Genomic DNA, 14681 nt, shown 5'->3' on the forward strand with positions numbered 1-14681 from the left:
ATCTCTAAAACTCAGGCCGTTTTGACGGCAGCCGACGCACCTTGCTTGACCAGGCGCAGAACGGTAGGAGACGGCTGGGCGCCCACACCGATCCAGTGGGTCAGGCGGTCTTGCGCAATGCGCAGGCCTTCTTCGCCACCTTTGGCAATCGGGTTGTAAAAACCGATGCGTTCGATGAAACGGCCGTCGCGGCGAACGCGTTTGTCAGCCACAACAATATTGAAAAATGGACGGTGCTTGGAACCGCCGCGTGCAAGTCGAATGACGACCATGATTTATCCTTCGGGTGGTGGAGCTTACCGGTAAGGTAGGTACCCCAATGTTCTGCAGCGCTTGAGACACACGACATGGCCACCCGGCCAGCGAATTGCTGCAAAGCCTGAGATTATAGCCTGCGGAACGGTTTTGGCCCAAATTCGCCTCCCCCGCCCTCCCCTGCCCCCTCTTTCCAGCCCCGAAACCACGACCGACATGCCCCTCATACGCCCCAGCCGCGACGAAGACATTCCCGCCATCACAGCCATCTACGGACACCATGTGCTGCACAGCACCGGCACCTTTGAAACCGAGCCCCCCAGCGCGTCCGACATGAGCGCCCGCCGGGCCGACGTGCTGGCCAAGGGCCTGCCCTATCTGGTGGCCGAGCACGGCGGAAACATTGTGGGTTTTGCCTACGGCAACTGGTTCAAGCCGCGCCCCGCCTACCGGTTTTCGGTGGAAGACTCAATCTACCTCGCACCCGACCAGCACCGCAAGGGCCTGGGCCGCGCCCTGCTGGCCGAGCTGCTGGCGCGGCTTGAAGCCGTGGGCATACGCAAGGCCATGGCCGTCATCGGCGACTCGGCCAATGCGGGCTCGGTGGGCGTGCACCGCTCGCTCGGCTTCACGGAGGTCGGCACCATGGTCTCCTGCGGCTGGAAGTTCGGCGCCTGGCGCGACATCGTCATCATGGAAAAGACCCTGGGCGCAGGTGACACCCTGCCGCCCCAGGATGCGCCCGCCGCATAATCGCCGCATGCAAGCCTCCGCCTCCACCTCTCCCAAAGCCCCCAAAAACAAAACCCTCGCAGCCTGGCTCGCCTTTATCGGCGGCCAGCTCGGTCTTCATCGCCTCTACCTGTTCGGCCTGGGCGACGTCTGGGCCTGGGCGCACCCCATCGTGGCGGCGCTGGGCTGGTGGGGCGTGGAGCGTGTTCGCCTTTACGGGCAAGACGACCAATTGGCCTGGGTGCTGATTCCGCTACTGGGCTTCACCCTGGCGGGCACGGCGCTCACGGCGATTTACTACGGCCTGATGTCGACAGACAAGTGGAATGCGCTGCACAACGCAGGCGTACCGGGAACGAAAGCCGGCAACACCAACTGGCTGACCATAGGCGCCGTGGTGTTTGCGCTGCTGTTCGGCACGATTTCACTGATGTCCAGCATCGTGTTCAGCTTCCAGCGCTATTTCGAATACCAGGTCGAGGAAGCCCGCAAGATTTCTCAGTGATCAAAAGACCTGCAGGCTGACCCAGTAGGCGATTGCGGCCACGAAGGCTGAAGCGGGAATGGTGAAAATCCAGGCCCAGACGATATTTCCGGCCACACCCCAACGCACGGCAGACGCGCGCTGTGTGGAGCCCACGCCCACAATGGCGCCGGTGATGGTGTGTGTGGTCGATACCGGAATGCCCAGCGCGGTGGCCAAAAACAATGTCATCGCACCGCCGGTTTCAGCGCAAAACCCGCCCACAGGCTTGAGTTTGGTGATCTTCTGGCCCATGGTTTTCACGATGCGCCAGCCGCCGAACATGGTGCCGAAACCGATGGCGATGTAGCAGACGATGACCACCCAGACCGGCAGGTGCTCGGTGGTCGCCATCATCCAGACCGGCAGGCCCTGCACATTGCTGGTGGTGGCAGCAATCAGCAGCAGCCAGATAATGCCGGCCGTCTTTTGCGCATCGTTGCCGCCATGCCCCAGGCTGTAGGCGCCCGCGGACACCAGCTGAAGCCGGCGAAACCACCGGTCGGCCCTTGACGGCGTCGCCCGGCGGCATACCCAGGCCACCGCCACCATCATCAGCGAGCCCAGCAAAAACCCGAGCAAGGGCGAGACAAAGATAAAGGCCACCACCTTGAACACGCCTGAAGCAATCAAGGCGCTTGCACCGGCCTTGGCGATCACCGCCCCGACGATGCCACCGATCAGCGCATGCGACGAGCTACTGGGGATGCCGTAGAACCAGGTGAGGATGTTCCAGGTGATGGCGCCCGTCAGCGCACCGAACACCACGTGGGTGTCGACCACACCGGGCATCACGATGCCCTTGCCGATGGTCGCCGCCACGCTCAGGTGGAAGACGAAATACGCCAGGAAGTTGAAGAAAGCGGCGAACAGCACCGCCTGCCCCGGCTTGAGCACGCCGGTCGACACCACGGTGGCAATCGAGTTGGCCGCGTCATGAAAGCCATTCATGAAGTCGAAGGCGATGGCCAGAAAGACCAGCAGAAACACCACCCACAGGGCGGCCTGTACGGTTTGCATGGTTCAGCCGCCCGTGATCAGGAGTTCTCGAGGACGATGCCCTCGATCAGGTTGGCGACGTCTTCGCACTTGTCGGTGATGGTTTCCAGCAGTTCATACACCGCCTTGAGCTTGATGACTTCCCGCACGTCGGGCTCTTCGCGGAACAGGCGGCTCATGGCCGAGCGCATCACGCGGTCGGCGTCGGATTCAAGCCTGTCGATTTCTTCGCAGGTCTTGAGTGCGGCTTCGGCCGTCGCGGGGTCGCTGACCTTTTCGATCAGCGCCACGGCATCTTGCAGGCGCTCGCAGCATTTGACGCTGAGGTCGGTCAGCCGCACGATGTCTTCGGTCATGTGGCGCACGTCGTACAGCGCCATGGTCTCCGCCGAATCCTGGATCAGGTCGGCTACGTCGTCCATGGTGTTGATGAGCTTGTGGATCTGCTCGCGGTCGATCGGCGTGATGAAAGTCTTGTGCAGCGCGCGGTTGACTTCATGGGTGATGCGGTCGGCGGCGCGCTCGGCGTGGTCGACTTCACGGTTGAAGGATTCGCGCTTTTGCACGTCCGCGTAGTTGGCAACCAGGTTCGAGAAGGCGTGCGCAGCCTCCACGATCCGTTCGGCATGCTGGTTGAACATCTCGAAAAAATTGCCTTCGCGGGGCAGCAATTTGCCAAACAGCATGTCAGTTCCTCAGGAAATATGTCAAATTTGTGACGTTTTTGTGACTGGCCGCAGTTTAACCGCCCGGGATTCTGGGGTGGTTTGGGCGTTTGAAGGGGGGTCTCTTGCGAAGGTTGCTGGCCGGGTCTCGCCCCGGCGGGCGAGGTACTTTTACCGAAACCCGCAAAGCGGGTTTTCTTTGTTCGCCAAAGGCGCGCTGCGCGCGCGGGGTTTGCTCACTTCGCGCAGCGAAGTTACGCAAACACCAAAAGTACCCAAAAGAAAGGCGACCCTACTGTCTGCGTCCCTTCGCTTCGCTACGGGCAACCTGCGGTGCTCGGTCCAGACGGGGTCAAAAACAACTCGCTTCGCTCAAACAAGTTTTTGCCCTTATCCGTCTGGCCCTGTGCTCCTCGGCGCAGACAGAAGGGGCAATCGGGTACGGGTACGGGTACGGGTACGGGTACGGGTACGGGTACGGGTACGGGTACGGGTACGGGTACGGGTACGGGTACGGGTACGGGTACGGGAACGGGAACCGAATACCAATACCGAAGATTCAGGCGGAGCGAAAGATGAAGTAGACGGCGCCCACCATGCACAGCGCGGCCCACAGATAGTCGAGCTTCAGGGGCTCATTCAGATAGAACACGGCAAAGGGCACAAACACGCTCAGCGTGATCACTTCCTGCATGATCTTGAGCTGGCCTACGCTGAACTGGGTGAAGCCGATGCGGTTGCCCGGCACTTGCAGCAGGTATTCAAAGAGCGCGATACCCCAGCTGATGAGGGCTGCGACGTACCAGGGTGAGGTGGCCAGGTTCTTGAGGTGGCCGTACCAGGCAAAGGTCATGAAGACATTGGACAGCAGCAGCAAGCCTATGGTTTGTGCCGAGATGGGGAGTGATTGAAGGAACTGCATCCGTGAATCCTTGCTTGATTTATGCGAAACGGCCGACCAGCAGCAGCACCACAGTCAGCGTCACCAGCGCCAGCGCGGTCGACACCACCACGCTGGCGGTGATCAGCTCTTCGGCCACCTTGTAGCGCTGGGAAAACAAAAATACATTCGCGCCAATCGGCAGGGCCGAGGCGACCACCATCACCGTCATGGGCACGCCGCTCACGCCCAGCAGACGGCACAGAAAAAACACCAGCAGCGGATGCAGCAAATTCTTCACCCCGGCCAGCACCAAGGCCTGCCGCCAGTGCTCGCCCACGCGGGTGTTGGCCAGCGTCACGCCCACCATCACCAGCGCCAGCGGGCCGAAGGCGTTGGCCAGCAGTTCCAGCGGCTTGTCGATCACGGCGGGAATCGCCAGGCCCGTTTGCGCAAACAGCAGGCCCGCAATGATGGGCAGCGGCACCGGGTGCAGCAGCGCGTTCTTCACGGCCATCAGCACGGTGGCCACCGGGTGGCGCGGTGCGCGGGTGACTTCGTCGTTGGTGCCCAGCTTTTGCTCGTGCGCCACAGCCAGTTCCAGCACCACGGTGGCGCTGGTCAGCAGCACCAGTGAATGCACCGACACCAGCGTGAACAGCGTCACCAGGCCCTCGGGCCCATACATGAGGCCGATCAGCGCGATGCCGATCATCACGGTGTTGGAAAAAGTATTGGCCAGCGCCAGCACCGCTGCGCGGCGGTTAAAGCCCTGCAGCAGCAAGGTGCCGCCAAACAAAATGATGACGGCCAGAAAGTAGGCCAACACCGGCGTGAAATCCAGTTGCTCGATGCGCACCTTGCTCATGGTGCGAAAGAGAAGCGCCGGCGTGAGCAGCAAAAAGATCAGGTTGGACAGGTCCTTGATGGCATCGGCCCTGATCCACTGCGCCCGGCCCGCGGCATAACCTGCGGCAATCAACAGGACGACAGGAAACAGGGACACGAAGACAAGCTGGTTCATCCGCATGATCTTAGCGTGCGGGTTGCCAGCGAGTCTGCGTGCTTTACGTAGAGCCCCCGCTTAAAAAGCGAGCTGCATGCCCACCTTCAGGCTGCGCCCCGGCAGCGGCGCCTTCGGGAACGCCGTCGTCGTCAATACCGAAGCCGCGCTGTAGGCCAGCTGGTTGGTCAGGTTGTCCACCCGCGCATACCAAAGGATGTTGCTCACGCCTGCCTTCATGCGGTAGGTGGCTGCCAGGTTCCACAGCGTATAGGCCGACGTGGCGCGCTGGCCTGCCGCCACGCGGTTTTGCGCCATCGAATGGTCAAAGCCGATGCTGCTGCCCCATGGACCGCTGGCCCAGATCAGGCTGGCGCCCACGCGCGCCGGCGCGATGCGCGGCAGCGGCTGGCCGCTGCTCAGGTCGGTGGCGCGCACCAGGTCGCCGCGCAAGGCCAGATCCAGTGTGGAGGCGCCTTCCATCAGGCGGATATTGCCGCTGGCCTCCAGCCCCACAAAGCGGGCGCGCACGCCGGTGTAGGCAAACTCCGGAAGGATGCCGTTGTCCGGATCGGCATCGTCCACGCCGTCGCCGTCCAGGTCGGCCGGGTTGAGCGCGCCGTCTTCCTGCCCATAGGTGTTGCCCGTGGCCAGCAAGCCGATGTAGTTTTTGAAGCGGTGCACATAGGCGTTGGCGCTAAAGCTGTTGGCGCCCGACTTCCAGTTGGCGCCCACGTCCAGGCTGGTCGACTTTTCCTTGCCCAGCGTCGGGTCGCCGGTTTCCCAGGCTTTGGTCGCCACGTGTGGGCCCTGTGCAAAGAGCTCGTAGTCTTTGGGCGCGCGTTCGGTGTAGGCCAGGTTGCTGGTGACTTGCCAGCCCGGCGCCGCATTCCACAAAGCGCCCATCGCATAGCTGTGCGGCGTGAAGTCGCGCGTCAGCGGCGCAAAGCGCGCCACCAGCGGGTTGCCCAGCGATTCCACCTTCACCGACTCCAGCCGGCCACCAAAACTCAGCTTGCCCCAACTGGTGGCGTATTCCTCATACGCAAACACGGCGTTCTGCGAGGTCTTGCTGTAAGGCGCAAAGGCCTCAGCGCCGTCGGCAGAAAACTTGTTGTTCTCGGCCTGAAAGCCGATCACGCCTTCAAGATTGCCCAGGCGCGCATGACGCGCCTCCAGCCGGAAGTCGCTACCCTTGTTCTTGAACACCGTGCCGGGGTTGGGGCCTTCGAATTCGGTGTGTTCGTAGTCGGTGTGGCTCAGCTGGCCTTTCACGCTCTGGATAAAGCCACCCAGGTTGCGCACCTCGCCTTCCAGCGCCGCGCGGTTGGACTTCATGTCAATCGTCACGTCGTCCTCAGCCACCGTGCCGTAGTTGCTGCGGTAAGTGCTGACGGATGCGCCCAGGTAGCCGTGGTCAAAGAACAGCGAGCCGCCCGCCGCACCGCCGCGTACCTTGCTGTCGGAGTTGCAGATGCGGTTGGTAATCGTGTTGACGCCGCCCTTGCTGCAGGCGAGATCTGTGGGCACCTTCACATCGCCGGTGTCGCGGTTGAACACATCCACATGCAGCGCATAACGGTTGTTGCCGCCTTCAAGCAGCACGCCGCTGCTTTTCTCGCGGTTGCCGGTGGCCAGGCCCAGGTCAACCTTGCCGCCTATGCCGCCCTTCTCATCAAACAGCGCCTCACGCGGGATGCGGTTGTCGATCACATTCACCACGCCGCCCACCGCGCTGCCGCCGTAGAGCAAGGCGCCCGGGCCGCGCAGCACTTCCACACGCTCGATGCTGATCGGGTCGCTGGTGACCGCGTGGTCATAGCTCAGACTGGAGGCGTCCAGCGTCGCGCCGCCGTTGCCCAGGATGCGGATGCGGTCGCCGTCCAGCCCGCGGATGATGGGCCGGCTGGCGTTGGGGCCGAAGTAGGTGCTGCTCACGCCGGGCGTGCCGTCCAGCGTTTCACCCAGCGTGGTTTTGGACCGGAGCAGCAGTCCGGCGCCCGAGTACTGCGCAGCAGGCGCGATCAAATCGGCAGCGCCCAGCGGGTTGCCGGTGACGGTGACTTCTTTCAGGCTGGGGGCGGGCGCGGGGACGGGCGCTGCAGTCTGGGCACTGGCCAGGCCGCAAGAAAGCGTGGCCGCGGCGCAGAGCGCGCGGCTGATAAAAGGTGGTTTCATGGTGACTCACTGAATCGGGGGAAAGCCGAAAAACATCGGCAAAGAGCAAAGCTGCGCCCGGCCTGTAAGGCCAGCGCGAAGCAACCTGGGGAAACGGGGGATTAGTGAGTCAGGGGCGGGCCGCGCGCGTCAAACAGCGCCGCCCAGCGGGCGAGTGCTTCGCCGCGGGAGAGATCGAAGGCCACGGTGCACAGCACCAGCGGCAAACTCAGCATGGGCAGCACAGGGGCTGCATGGCCCTGGCTGGCCTGGTCAAACAGCCGGCAATCCGAATCGCCGCTGTGCGAGGAGAACAGCGACGCCAGCCAGCCGCCGTGTTCATCGTGTGCGGCGGCTGAATCGTCGTGATCATGGCCGTGGTCGTGCGAGGCATGCGCAGAGGCAAGCTCGTGGTGAACATGCGCATGCGGATGCAAATGCGCCTGCGGACCGTGCACAACGCCGTGCATCAAACCCAGCAGCTGCGCCAGCAAGAGCGTGGCAGCGAGCAGCCACACGCCGGCAAAGCTACGGCGCTTACTTGACGCTGGTGGCATCGGTGATGCGGTAATACAGCCCGTAAGAGTCATCATTCAGCACCAGAAAGCGCCCCTCCACCACCACCGGCTCCATGCTGTACTTCACCGGTGTTTTGGTTTTGACCTCGACCATGCTCTCAGGCCCGCCGGGCAGGCAGAAGGCGCAGGTCAGCGGCACCGACGACAGCAAAAAGTGCTTCTGCTTTTCGCCCGGGTCCAGCGGCATCATGAAACCCTGGATGCGCTGCGTCTTCTGGTTCAGCGTCATCTGATCGAGGTTGAAGACCGGCAGGATGCGGTTCTTCTCGGTTTTGGTTTTCACCGATGTCAGCATCGACCAGGGCACCACGTCCGTGCGGGCAGCCAGCGGCGGGAAGGGGCTGTTGGCGCCATGCACGCCCGGGCCCTGGCCCACCGGCAAGTCAAAGCCCGGCGCGGTGGCGGCCGGCTTTGCACCGGCAGGCGCGGGCGAAGATGCAATGGGCGACGACAAGGTCTGCGCCGACAAACCGCAAGCTGCCAGCAACGCGCCACAAGCCAGCGCGTGTTTGAGGCCCGGCAATTGATCAATGCGTGCAATACGTGCAACGCGTGCGGTAGGTGCGCAGGAGGTGGTCATGCGGTGCTCCAGAAGGAAATGGGGGAAAACAGGCGTCTCAGTGGACGTGTTTCATCCCGCAGTATTTGCCGACTGCCAGCCCTTTGCAAGCGGCTTGCAGTTCTTTTTCGCAAACCTCGTCTTTTTTACCCGACTCCAGGCACTTGGCCGCGCCTTCGTGGGCGGCAGCCATGGCGCGGTGGCGCTGGATGTCTTCTTTGGTTTCCTTGCTGTCCTTGTCGTTGTGCTGCGCGTGCGCAACCGAGAAGCTGACGCTGAGCGCCACCGCGGCAATGGCGGCCAGGATGGGTGACACGGTGAGGAATGTCTTGATGGAACGGGCGCTTGTCATAAAAGTTACCTTGATTGGAGAAGTTCAAACACACTGACCCGGTAGGCTTCCCAGGCGGGCAGCAGCGCAGACGCCAGCGCCACCCCGAAAGCCAGTACCGGCACACTTACCAGCTCGACCGGCCATGACAGCGCACCGATCAACACGGATTTTTCAAGCTGCAAGGCCCAGGCCAGCAGCGCCGTCAGGCCCTGCCCCGCCAGCACGCCCAGCAGGGTAGCCAGCAGCGCCAGCCACAGCGCTTCGCACAGCAGCAGGCCGGCCACCTTGGCCGGCGGCGCACCCAGCATGCGCAGCAGCGCCAGGTCGGCCCTGCGCTCACGCACGGCGCCCCACAGCGCGATAAACACACTCAAACCCGCAGTCAGCAGCAACACACCGGCCAGCGCGCGCAGCACATCGGTGCCCACACCCACCATGCTCAAAAGGCGCGTGATTTCCAGCGCCGGCGCGGCGGCCTGCATCTCGGTGCTGCTGTTGATGTAGCGCGGAAAAGTCACCGCCGCCAGCGGCGATTTGTACTGGATGAGCGCCAGCGTGATTTCGCGGTCTTCTTCCAGCACCTTGCGGTCGTCGTCGTCCAGCGCGGTATCGGTTTCATGCACCTGCCAGACGGATTCAGTCGCCGTCAGCACCAGGCGGTCCAGCACGGTGTGGCTGTCGGCCAGGATGCCCGACACCACATAAGGGCTCAGCTTGTGCTCTTCGCCTCCGCCGGCCAGCCCGTGTGTGCCCACAAAGCTGTCGCCCACTTTCAGGCCCGTTTGCCGCGCCACCTGCGCGCCGATAACCGCCTGCATGGACTTGGCCCACAAGGTGCCCTGCGCCAGTTGCGCGTCGTAATGGCTGATGTAGTCAGGCGTGGTGCCCACGATGCGGTAGCCCCGGAAGCTGTCGCCCAGGCTGATGGGAATGATCTTCGCGACCTGCGGGTGTTTTTCGAGCTCCCTGATGGCGGCCAGCGGCACATTGCCTGTCGGCACGTCGAGGTGGAACACGCCCGACAAAATCAGCTGCATCGGGCTGCCCTTGGCGCCCACCACCACGTCGATACCCGCCACGTCGCGGTCAAAGGCCTGGCTGAGCTGGTGGCTGACCAGCAGCAGGAAGGTGATGGAAGCCAGCCCCAAAGTGAGCAGCAACAGATTAAGCGCCGCCGCCAGCGGCCGCGACCACAAATAGCGCCAGGCAAACAGGATGGTTTTCATCGTTGTACGCCCACGATGTTGATGGACTGGACGCCCTCTTTGCCTTGAAAGAATTCCGCCACGCGCGCATCGTGCGTGGCAATCACCAGCGTCGCGCCCTCCTGGCTGGCCGTGGCCTGCAGCAGGGCCAACGACGCGGCGGCGGCCTCATCGTCCAGGCTGGCTGTCGGTTCATCGGCCAGGATCACACGCGGCTTGAGCAATACCGCCCGCGCCAGCGCCACACGCTGCGCCTGCCCGCCCGAGAGTTGCGCCGGCTTGCGTTCCGCCAGCGCACGCACATCCAATGCATCCAGCGCCTCGGCAATGCGGCCGTCATCCGCCGGCTGGCCGGCAGCCCACTGCGCCATGGCCAGGTTGCCTTGCACCGTCAACGCTGTACTCAAATGCAATTTTTGCGGCAAAAAACCAATGGCCTTAGCCCGCCAGGCGTCACCCGCACGCGCGCCCAACGCCTTCAAGGACTGGCCCGCCACGGTAATGTCGCCCTCGCCCGGCGCAAGCAAGCCTGCGGCCAGCGCCAGCCAGGTCGACTTGCCCGAGCCCGAGGCGCCGCGCAGCAACAGTGTGTCGCCCTGCGCTACCTCCACGTCCGCAAAGCGCAGCTCGGGGCCCTTGGCGTAGCGGTAAGCCAGCTGGCGGGTGCTGATCATGAAGAAGCCGCGCCGCTTGCACCTGTCGCACCGGTCGCGCAATCAGCGCACACACCGCGCACCGCAAAGTCCATGCTCATGCCCTGGTAGCCCAGCGCCTTCAAAGCTTCCAGCGCGGTTTGCGCGGCGCGCTCCAGGTCTTTGGCGCTGGCCTTCAAGGCGCCCGAACGCTTGCCCGACAGCGCGCCCGCAAGCGGGCTGTCGCGGTGGCAGGTTTGGCATTCAAAGTGCGGAATCGCATGCACGCTGCTGGGCATGGCCTGGTAGCGGCGCACACGGTTGGTATCGACCCGGCACAGCAGCAAACCGACCTGCGTGAGCCGGTCGATCAGGCGGTACAGCGTCACGCGGTCCAGCGCCGGCTCGGCATCGTCGGCCAGCGCCGCCTGCAATTGCGCATGGGTGTAGCTGGTGTCAGGGTGCGCCAGCAGCCAGCCCAGCACCAGCCGCGCGGCTGCCGTGCGACGCAGGCCGTGGGCCGACAACAGGGTGTCTATGGGGTCGGCCGGGAAATCGCTGGGGGGAATGGAGGAGGCCATGTGTCTTTGAAGTTTTGAAGTTTCTGGCGACGGGACAAAAGGCGGAATAAGCAATAACGCAACAATGTTGCATTAAACTATACTGCAATCGAGTTGCATTATGACCGCGACCCGGCGACTTTTGATGCGCTTTCCACCCAAAAATTTGTAAAGACGGACACCGCTTGCCACCTCCATCTGCTTCCACCCCTCCGACCAACACAAAACCCCCGGCCCGCAGCGTGCTGGCCTGGTCAGCCTGGCTGCGTGTGCTGGCCGTAGCGCCCGCTGTGGTGCTGCTGTGGCTGGCCGTCCACTGGGCCAGCCTGGAGCTGATGCCATGGTGACGCTGGACGACCTCACCGTCAGCTACCGTCAGCACCCCGCCCTTCACCACATCAGCGGCTGCTTTGCGCAGGGCTCGCTCACTGCGGTGATCGGGCCCAACGGCTCCGGCAAAAGCACGCTGCTCAAAAGCATCATGGGCCTGCTGCCGGCCTCGGGCGGGCGGGTGGCCGTGTCTGCGCCGCGCGCGCGCATCGCCTACCTGCCGCAGCTCGCGGAGATTGACCGCGGCTTCCCGATTGATGTGCACGACTGCGTGCTACTGGGCTGCTGGCCGCACCAGGGCGCGTGGGGCGGCGTGCAGGGCGGGCAGCTGGCGCGTGTCGATTCAGCATTGCACTCGGTGGGGTTGGAGGGCTTTGAGCGCCGGCCCATCAGTTCGCTCTCCAGCGGGCAGTTGCAGCGGGTGCTGTTTGCCCGCCTGCTGGTGCAAGACGCCGAGCTGATCTTGCTGGACGAGCCCTTCAGCGCCATGGACAGCAAAACCACCTCGGCGCTGCTGGCGCTGGTGCAGCTGTGGCACCAGCAACAACGCACCGTGATCACCGTGCTGCACGACAACACGCAGGTGTGCCAGCACTTTCCGCAAACCTTGCTGCTGGCCCGCGAGCTGGTGGCCTGGGGCCCCACCGCGCAGGTGCTGACCGACAGCCATCTCGCACAGTCACGCGCCATGGCCGAAGCATGGGACGAGGCAGCCGAGGTCTGCCGCACCGGCCCGGCGCCGGCTGCATGGCACGCGCAAAAGGCCGCAGCCTGATGGACACCGGCCTGATGACTCACCAGGGCATGATCCACGGCGCGTGGAGCCTGCTGGCAGCACCGTTTGCCGAGTTTGCCTTTATGCGCCGCGCGCTGGTGGCCACACTGGCGCTCTCGCTCAGCGCCGCACCCATAGGCGTCTTCCTGAGCCTGCGGCGCATGAGCCTGCTCGGCGACGCGCTCAGCCATGCGATCCTGCCCGGCGTTGCCATCGGCTTTATGTTGTGCGGCCTGTCGCTCACCGCCATGGCGGCGGGCGGCGTGTTGGCGGGCATGCTGGTCGCCGCGCTTGCCGGGTTTATCAGCCGCTCCACCGCGCTGAAAGAAGACGCCAGCCTGGCCGCGGTCTATCTGGTGGCCCTGGCGCTGGGCGTGACGCTCATCTCGGGCCATGGCACGCAGCTCGATCTGCTGCACATCCTGTTCGGCAGCGCACTGGGGGTCGACAACGCCGGCCTGCTGCTGGTGACCACCGTTGCCAGCGTCAGCGTGCTGGCGCTGGCCGCGGCCTACCGCGGCCTGGTGCTGGAGAATTTCGACCCGGTATTTTTAAGCGCGGCCGGCCGGCGGGGCTTCAGGGCCTGGGTGTGGCAACAGGGCTTTCTCATGCTGGTCGTCATCAACCTGGTGGCAGGGTTCCAGACCCTGGGCACCCTGATGGCCGTCGGCCTCATGATGCTGCCGGCCGTGTCGGCACGCCTGTGGCACAACACCCTGCCCGCCCAGCTGCTCAACGCCAGCCTGCAGGCAATGCTGGCCGGTTACTTCGGGCTGCTGCTGTCTTACCACCTGGACACGCCCTCGGGGCCCACCATCATCGGCTGCGCGGGCGCGCTGTACTTTGCCTCTTTGCTGCTGGCGCCCGGCGGCTGGCTGCCGCGTGCGCTCCATCGCCCGCACCGCGTTGCGTGAACCTTCTTCTTTTTTCATCACCCCAAGGCCATCTCATGAAATCCCTGTTTCAAAAATTCATCACGCCCCTGGCCGCGCTTGCGCTGTGCACCGCAGCCGCCACAGGCCATGCCGCCGACAAGCTGCCGGTGGTGGCCAGCTTCAGCATCCTCGGTGACCTGGTGCGCGTGGTCGGCGGTGAGCGCGTGGCCGTCACAACCCTGGTCGGCCCCGACGAAGACGCCCATGTGTTCGAGCCCAAACCGCTGGATGCCAAAAACATCCTGCAGACCCAACTGCTGGTCACCAACGGCCTGGGCTTTGAGCCCTGGGCGCAAAAACTGGTCAAGTCCGCCGGCTACAAAGGCCGCAGCGTTGTCGCATCGCAAGGCGTGAAGCCCCGCACCCTGCCCGCCGAAAAAGGCCACAACCACGCCGAGACCGACCCCCATGCCTGGCAGGACCCCACCAACGTCGTGATCTACGTGCGCAACATCGCGGCGGCACTGAGCCAGCTCGACCCGGCAGGCGCTGCAAGCTACCAGGCCAACAGCGAGGCTTACATCAAGGAACTGCAAACACTGGACAGCTGGGCCAAAGAACAATTCGCGGCCATCCCCGCCGGCAAACGCAAAGTGATCACCTCACACGACGCCTTCGGCTACTTCGGCGCCCACTACCAGGTCGGCTTCCTCGCACCGCAAGGCATCTCCACCGAAGCCGAGCCCAGCGCCAAACAAGTGGCCCAACTGATCAAACAGATCCAGCGAGAAAAGATCAAAGCCGTGTTCGTCGAAAACATGAGCAACCCAAAACTGCTGGCGCAATTGAGCAAAGACGCAGGCGTCACCGTGGGGCCCGAGTTATATGTAGACGCCTTGTCAAAAGCCGGCGGCCCGGCCGATAGCTACCTCAAGCTGATGCGGCACAACGTGACGCAGCTGGTGGCGGGGATGAAGCAAAACTAGGCCGGATAAGCACGGCAGATCAGCCACGCTCCGCCACCGGGCGGCCAAACCTGACTGCGGTGTTGACCTCCGGCGGCGCCGCGGCGGCCAGTTGCCAATCGGGCTTCACCCCCAGCGCGTCGTTGATCGTCGAAAACGCAAGCCTGAACGCCACAAACGCCGTGGCTTCAAAAATCTCCCGCTCTGAAAATCCCGCCGCGCGCAGCGCTTCGACGTCTTGCGGCGTGGTGTCATTCGGGTTGCGCGCCACTTTGCGCGTCCATGCTGCCAATGCGAGGTCACGCGGCGTGAGGCCGATGTTTTCAACCCCCTGCAACACCGCTGCGGCGGCCGATGGGTCTGCCGCCGTGGCCAGCTTTTTGCCCCAGGCCAAGGCGCAGTAAGAGTCACCCAGGCTGCCGGCGGTGGCGCAAACGATCACCGCCAGTTCCCGTTCAGACAAGGACGAACTGCCTGTCAGCTGCGTGCGCAGCGCGCCAAAGGCCTCGCAGACTTCGGGCCGCCAGGCCCAGAGGCGGCTGAGGTTCATCACAAAGCCGTGCTGCTCAAGGTCGTTTTGAAACAGGCGGGCAGCTGCGTCACTGTCGGCGGGAGTTTGCAAAAACATGGCGTGTCCTTTCAGTGTCCAGATTC

At 63.8% G+C, this 14681-nt stretch carries 19 protein-coding genes; 6 read left to right on the plus strand and 13 right to left on the minus strand.

Annotated features, from left to right (window positions below; translation table 11 throughout):
* Window positions 1–11: 11 nt before the first annotated feature.
* Complete coding sequence (gene rpsP, locus BM408_RS15840; RefSeq protein WP_092130837.1) at window positions 12–272, minus strand: 30S ribosomal protein S16; 261 nt, start codon at window positions 270–272, stop codon at window positions 12–14.
* Between the two features lie 199 nt (window positions 273–471).
* Between rpsP and BM408_RS15845 the strand changes: the two genes are divergently transcribed.
* Complete coding sequence (locus BM408_RS15845) at window positions 472–1008, plus strand: GNAT family N-acetyltransferase (RefSeq protein WP_092130838.1); 537 nt, start codon at window positions 472–474, stop codon at window positions 1006–1008.
* Window positions 1009–1015: 7 nt separating this feature from the next.
* The gene (locus BM408_RS15850; protein WP_092130968.1) at window positions 1016–1492 is read left to right on the plus strand and encodes a hypothetical protein; all 477 of its coding nucleotides are present in this window, start codon (window positions 1016–1018) and stop codon (window positions 1490–1492) included.
* On the opposite strand, the gene BM408_RS15855 is transcribed toward BM408_RS15850, so the two are convergent.
* The 11 genes from BM408_RS15855 to BM408_RS15910 form a co-directional block, all read right to left on the minus strand.
* Window positions 1493–2530: an inorganic phosphate transporter gene (locus BM408_RS15855; RefSeq protein WP_092130839.1), complete on the minus strand. Its 1038-nt coding sequence runs from the start codon at window positions 2528–2530 to the stop codon at window positions 1493–1495.
* 17 nt (window positions 2531–2547) lie between these two features.
* Window positions 2548–3195: a DUF47 domain-containing protein gene (locus BM408_RS15860; protein ID WP_092130840.1), complete on the minus strand. Its 648-nt coding sequence runs from the start codon at window positions 3193–3195 to the stop codon at window positions 2548–2550.
* Window positions 3196–3733: 538 nt separating this feature from the next.
* A complete protein-coding gene (locus BM408_RS15870) occupies window positions 3734–4096 on the minus strand; it encodes a DMT family protein (RefSeq protein ID WP_092130841.1) in 363 nt (120 codons plus the stop codon).
* A gap of 19 nt (window positions 4097–4115) precedes the next feature.
* Window positions 4116–5078, minus strand: coding sequence for an AEC family transporter (locus tag BM408_RS15875; RefSeq protein WP_092130973.1), 963 nt, complete (start codon window positions 5076–5078; stop codon window positions 4116–4118).
* 60 nt (window positions 5079–5138) lie between these two features.
* Entirely contained in the window at window positions 5139–7235 is a 2097-nt protein-coding gene (locus BM408_RS15880) for a TonB-dependent receptor (protein WP_092130842.1), read from the minus strand.
* Between the two features lie 101 nt (window positions 7236–7336).
* Window positions 7337–7771, minus strand: a complete 435-nt coding sequence (locus BM408_RS15885; protein WP_092130843.1) for a hypothetical protein — start codon at window positions 7769–7771, stop codon at window positions 7337–7339.
* Window positions 7752–8372 (minus strand): DUF3299 domain-containing protein, encoded by a 621-nt coding sequence (locus BM408_RS15890; protein ID WP_139237360.1) that lies wholly within the window; start codon window positions 8370–8372, stop codon window positions 7752–7754. Before BM408_RS15890 ends, BM408_RS15885 begins: the two co-directional genes overlap by 20 nt.
* Window positions 8373–8409: 37 nt before the next feature.
* The gene (locus tag BM408_RS15895; RefSeq protein WP_254774841.1) at window positions 8410–8703 is read right to left on the minus strand and encodes a hypothetical protein; all 294 of its coding nucleotides are present in this window, start codon (window positions 8701–8703) and stop codon (window positions 8410–8412) included.
* 5 nt (window positions 8704–8708) lie between these two features.
* Window positions 8709–9911, minus strand: coding sequence for an ABC transporter permease (locus BM408_RS15900; RefSeq protein ID WP_092130844.1), 1203 nt, complete (start codon window positions 9909–9911; stop codon window positions 8709–8711).
* Window positions 9908–10564, minus strand: a complete 657-nt coding sequence (locus BM408_RS15905) for an ABC transporter ATP-binding protein (RefSeq protein ID WP_092130845.1) — start codon at window positions 10562–10564, stop codon at window positions 9908–9910. Before BM408_RS15905 ends, BM408_RS15900 begins: the two co-directional genes overlap by 4 nt.
* A complete protein-coding gene (locus BM408_RS15910; RefSeq protein ID WP_092130846.1) occupies window positions 10561–11103 on the minus strand; it encodes a Fur family transcriptional regulator in 543 nt (180 codons plus the stop codon). Before BM408_RS15910 ends, BM408_RS15905 begins: the two co-directional genes overlap by 4 nt.
* A gap of 164 nt (window positions 11104–11267) precedes the next feature.
* On the opposite strand from BM408_RS15910, the gene BM408_RS22980 reads away from it, so the two are divergent.
* Genes BM408_RS22980 through BM408_RS15925 form a run of 4 tightly spaced genes read left to right on the plus strand, consistent with a single transcriptional unit; the run spans window position 11268 to window position 14048 of the window.
* The gene (locus BM408_RS22980) at window positions 11268–11429 is read left to right on the plus strand and encodes a hypothetical protein (RefSeq protein ID WP_175541810.1); all 162 of its coding nucleotides are present in this window, start codon (window positions 11268–11270) and stop codon (window positions 11427–11429) included.
* Window positions 11423–12187 (plus strand): metal ABC transporter ATP-binding protein, encoded by a 765-nt coding sequence (locus BM408_RS15915; protein ID WP_092130847.1) that lies wholly within the window; start codon window positions 11423–11425, stop codon window positions 12185–12187. Before BM408_RS22980 ends, BM408_RS15915 begins: the two co-directional genes overlap by 7 nt.
* A gap of 29 nt (window positions 12188–12216) precedes the next feature.
* Window positions 12217–13101, plus strand: coding sequence for a metal ABC transporter permease (locus BM408_RS15920; RefSeq protein ID WP_092130979.1), 885 nt, complete (start codon window positions 12217–12219; stop codon window positions 13099–13101).
* 35 nt (window positions 13102–13136) lie between these two features.
* Window positions 13137–14048, plus strand: coding sequence for a metal ABC transporter substrate-binding protein (locus tag BM408_RS15925; protein WP_092130848.1), 912 nt, complete (start codon window positions 13137–13139; stop codon window positions 14046–14048).
* Window positions 14049–14067: 19 nt separating this feature from the next.
* On the opposite strand, the gene BM408_RS15930 is transcribed toward BM408_RS15925, so the two are convergent.
* Window positions 14068–14655, minus strand: a complete 588-nt coding sequence (locus BM408_RS15930) for a carboxymuconolactone decarboxylase family protein (RefSeq protein WP_254774842.1) — start codon at window positions 14653–14655, stop codon at window positions 14068–14070.
* Window positions 14656–14681: the final 26 nt, after the last annotated feature.

The organism is Polaromonas sp. YR568 (assembly GCF_900116715.1).
In the GTDB taxonomy this organism is placed as follows: domain Bacteria; phylum Pseudomonadota; class Gammaproteobacteria; order Burkholderiales; family Burkholderiaceae_C; genus Polaromonas.

Bases quoted from the DNA above. Each gene is read 5' to 3' on its own strand.
- BM408_RS15920 (WP_092130979.1), top strand. From the start codon at position 12,217: ATGATCCACGGCGCGTGGAGCCTGCTGGCAGCACCGTTTGCCGAGTTT.
- rpsP (WP_092130837.1), bottom strand. From the start codon at position 272: ATGGTCGTCATTCGACTTGCACGCGGCGGTTCCAAGCACCGTCCATTT.
- BM408_RS15900 (WP_092130844.1), bottom strand. From the start codon at position 9,911: ATGAAAACCATCCTGTTTGCCTGGCGCTATTTGTGGTCGCGGCCGCTG.
- BM408_RS15860 (WP_092130840.1), bottom strand. From the start codon at position 3,195: ATGCTGTTTGGCAAATTGCTGCCCCGCGAAGGCAATTTTTTCGAGATG.
- BM408_RS15915 (WP_092130847.1), top strand. From the start codon at position 11,423: ATGGTGACGCTGGACGACCTCACCGTCAGCTACCGTCAGCACCCCGCC.
- BM408_RS15930 (WP_254774842.1), bottom strand. From the start codon at position 14,655: ATGTTTTTGCAAACTCCCGCCGACAGTGACGCAGCTGCCCGCCTGTTT.
- BM408_RS15905 (WP_092130845.1), bottom strand. From the start codon at position 10,564: ATGATCAGCACCCGCCAGCTGGCTTACCGCTACGCCAAGGGCCCCGAG.
- BM408_RS15890 (WP_139237360.1), bottom strand. From the start codon at position 8,372: ATGACCACCTCCTGCGCACCTACCGCACGCGTTGCACGTATTGCACGC.
- BM408_RS15850 (WP_092130968.1), top strand. From the start codon at position 1,016: ATGCAAGCCTCCGCCTCCACCTCTCCCAAAGCCCCCAAAAACAAAACC.
- BM408_RS15880 (WP_092130842.1), bottom strand. From the start codon at position 7,235: ATGAAACCACCTTTTATCAGCCGCGCGCTCTGCGCCGCGGCCACGCTT.
- BM408_RS15875 (WP_092130973.1), bottom strand. From the start codon at position 5,078: ATGAACCAGCTTGTCTTCGTGTCCCTGTTTCCTGTCGTCCTGTTGATT.
- BM408_RS15895 (WP_254774841.1), bottom strand. From the start codon at position 8,703: ATGACAAGCGCCCGTTCCATCAAGACATTCCTCACCGTGTCACCCATC.
- BM408_RS15925 (WP_092130848.1), top strand. From the start codon at position 13,137: ATGAAATCCCTGTTTCAAAAATTCATCACGCCCCTGGCCGCGCTTGCG.
- BM408_RS15845 (WP_092130838.1), top strand. From the start codon at position 472: ATGCCCCTCATACGCCCCAGCCGCGACGAAGACATTCCCGCCATCACA.
- BM408_RS15855 (WP_092130839.1), bottom strand. From the start codon at position 2,530: ATGCAAACCGTACAGGCCGCCCTGTGGGTGGTGTTTCTGCTGGTCTTT.
- BM408_RS15885 (WP_092130843.1), bottom strand. From the start codon at position 7,771: ATGCCACCAGCGTCAAGTAAGCGCCGTAGCTTTGCCGGCGTGTGGCTG.
- BM408_RS15870 (WP_092130841.1), bottom strand. From the start codon at position 4,096: ATGCAGTTCCTTCAATCACTCCCCATCTCGGCACAAACCATAGGCTTG.
- BM408_RS15910 (WP_092130846.1), bottom strand. From the start codon at position 11,103: ATGGCCTCCTCCATTCCCCCCAGCGATTTCCCGGCCGACCCCATAGAC.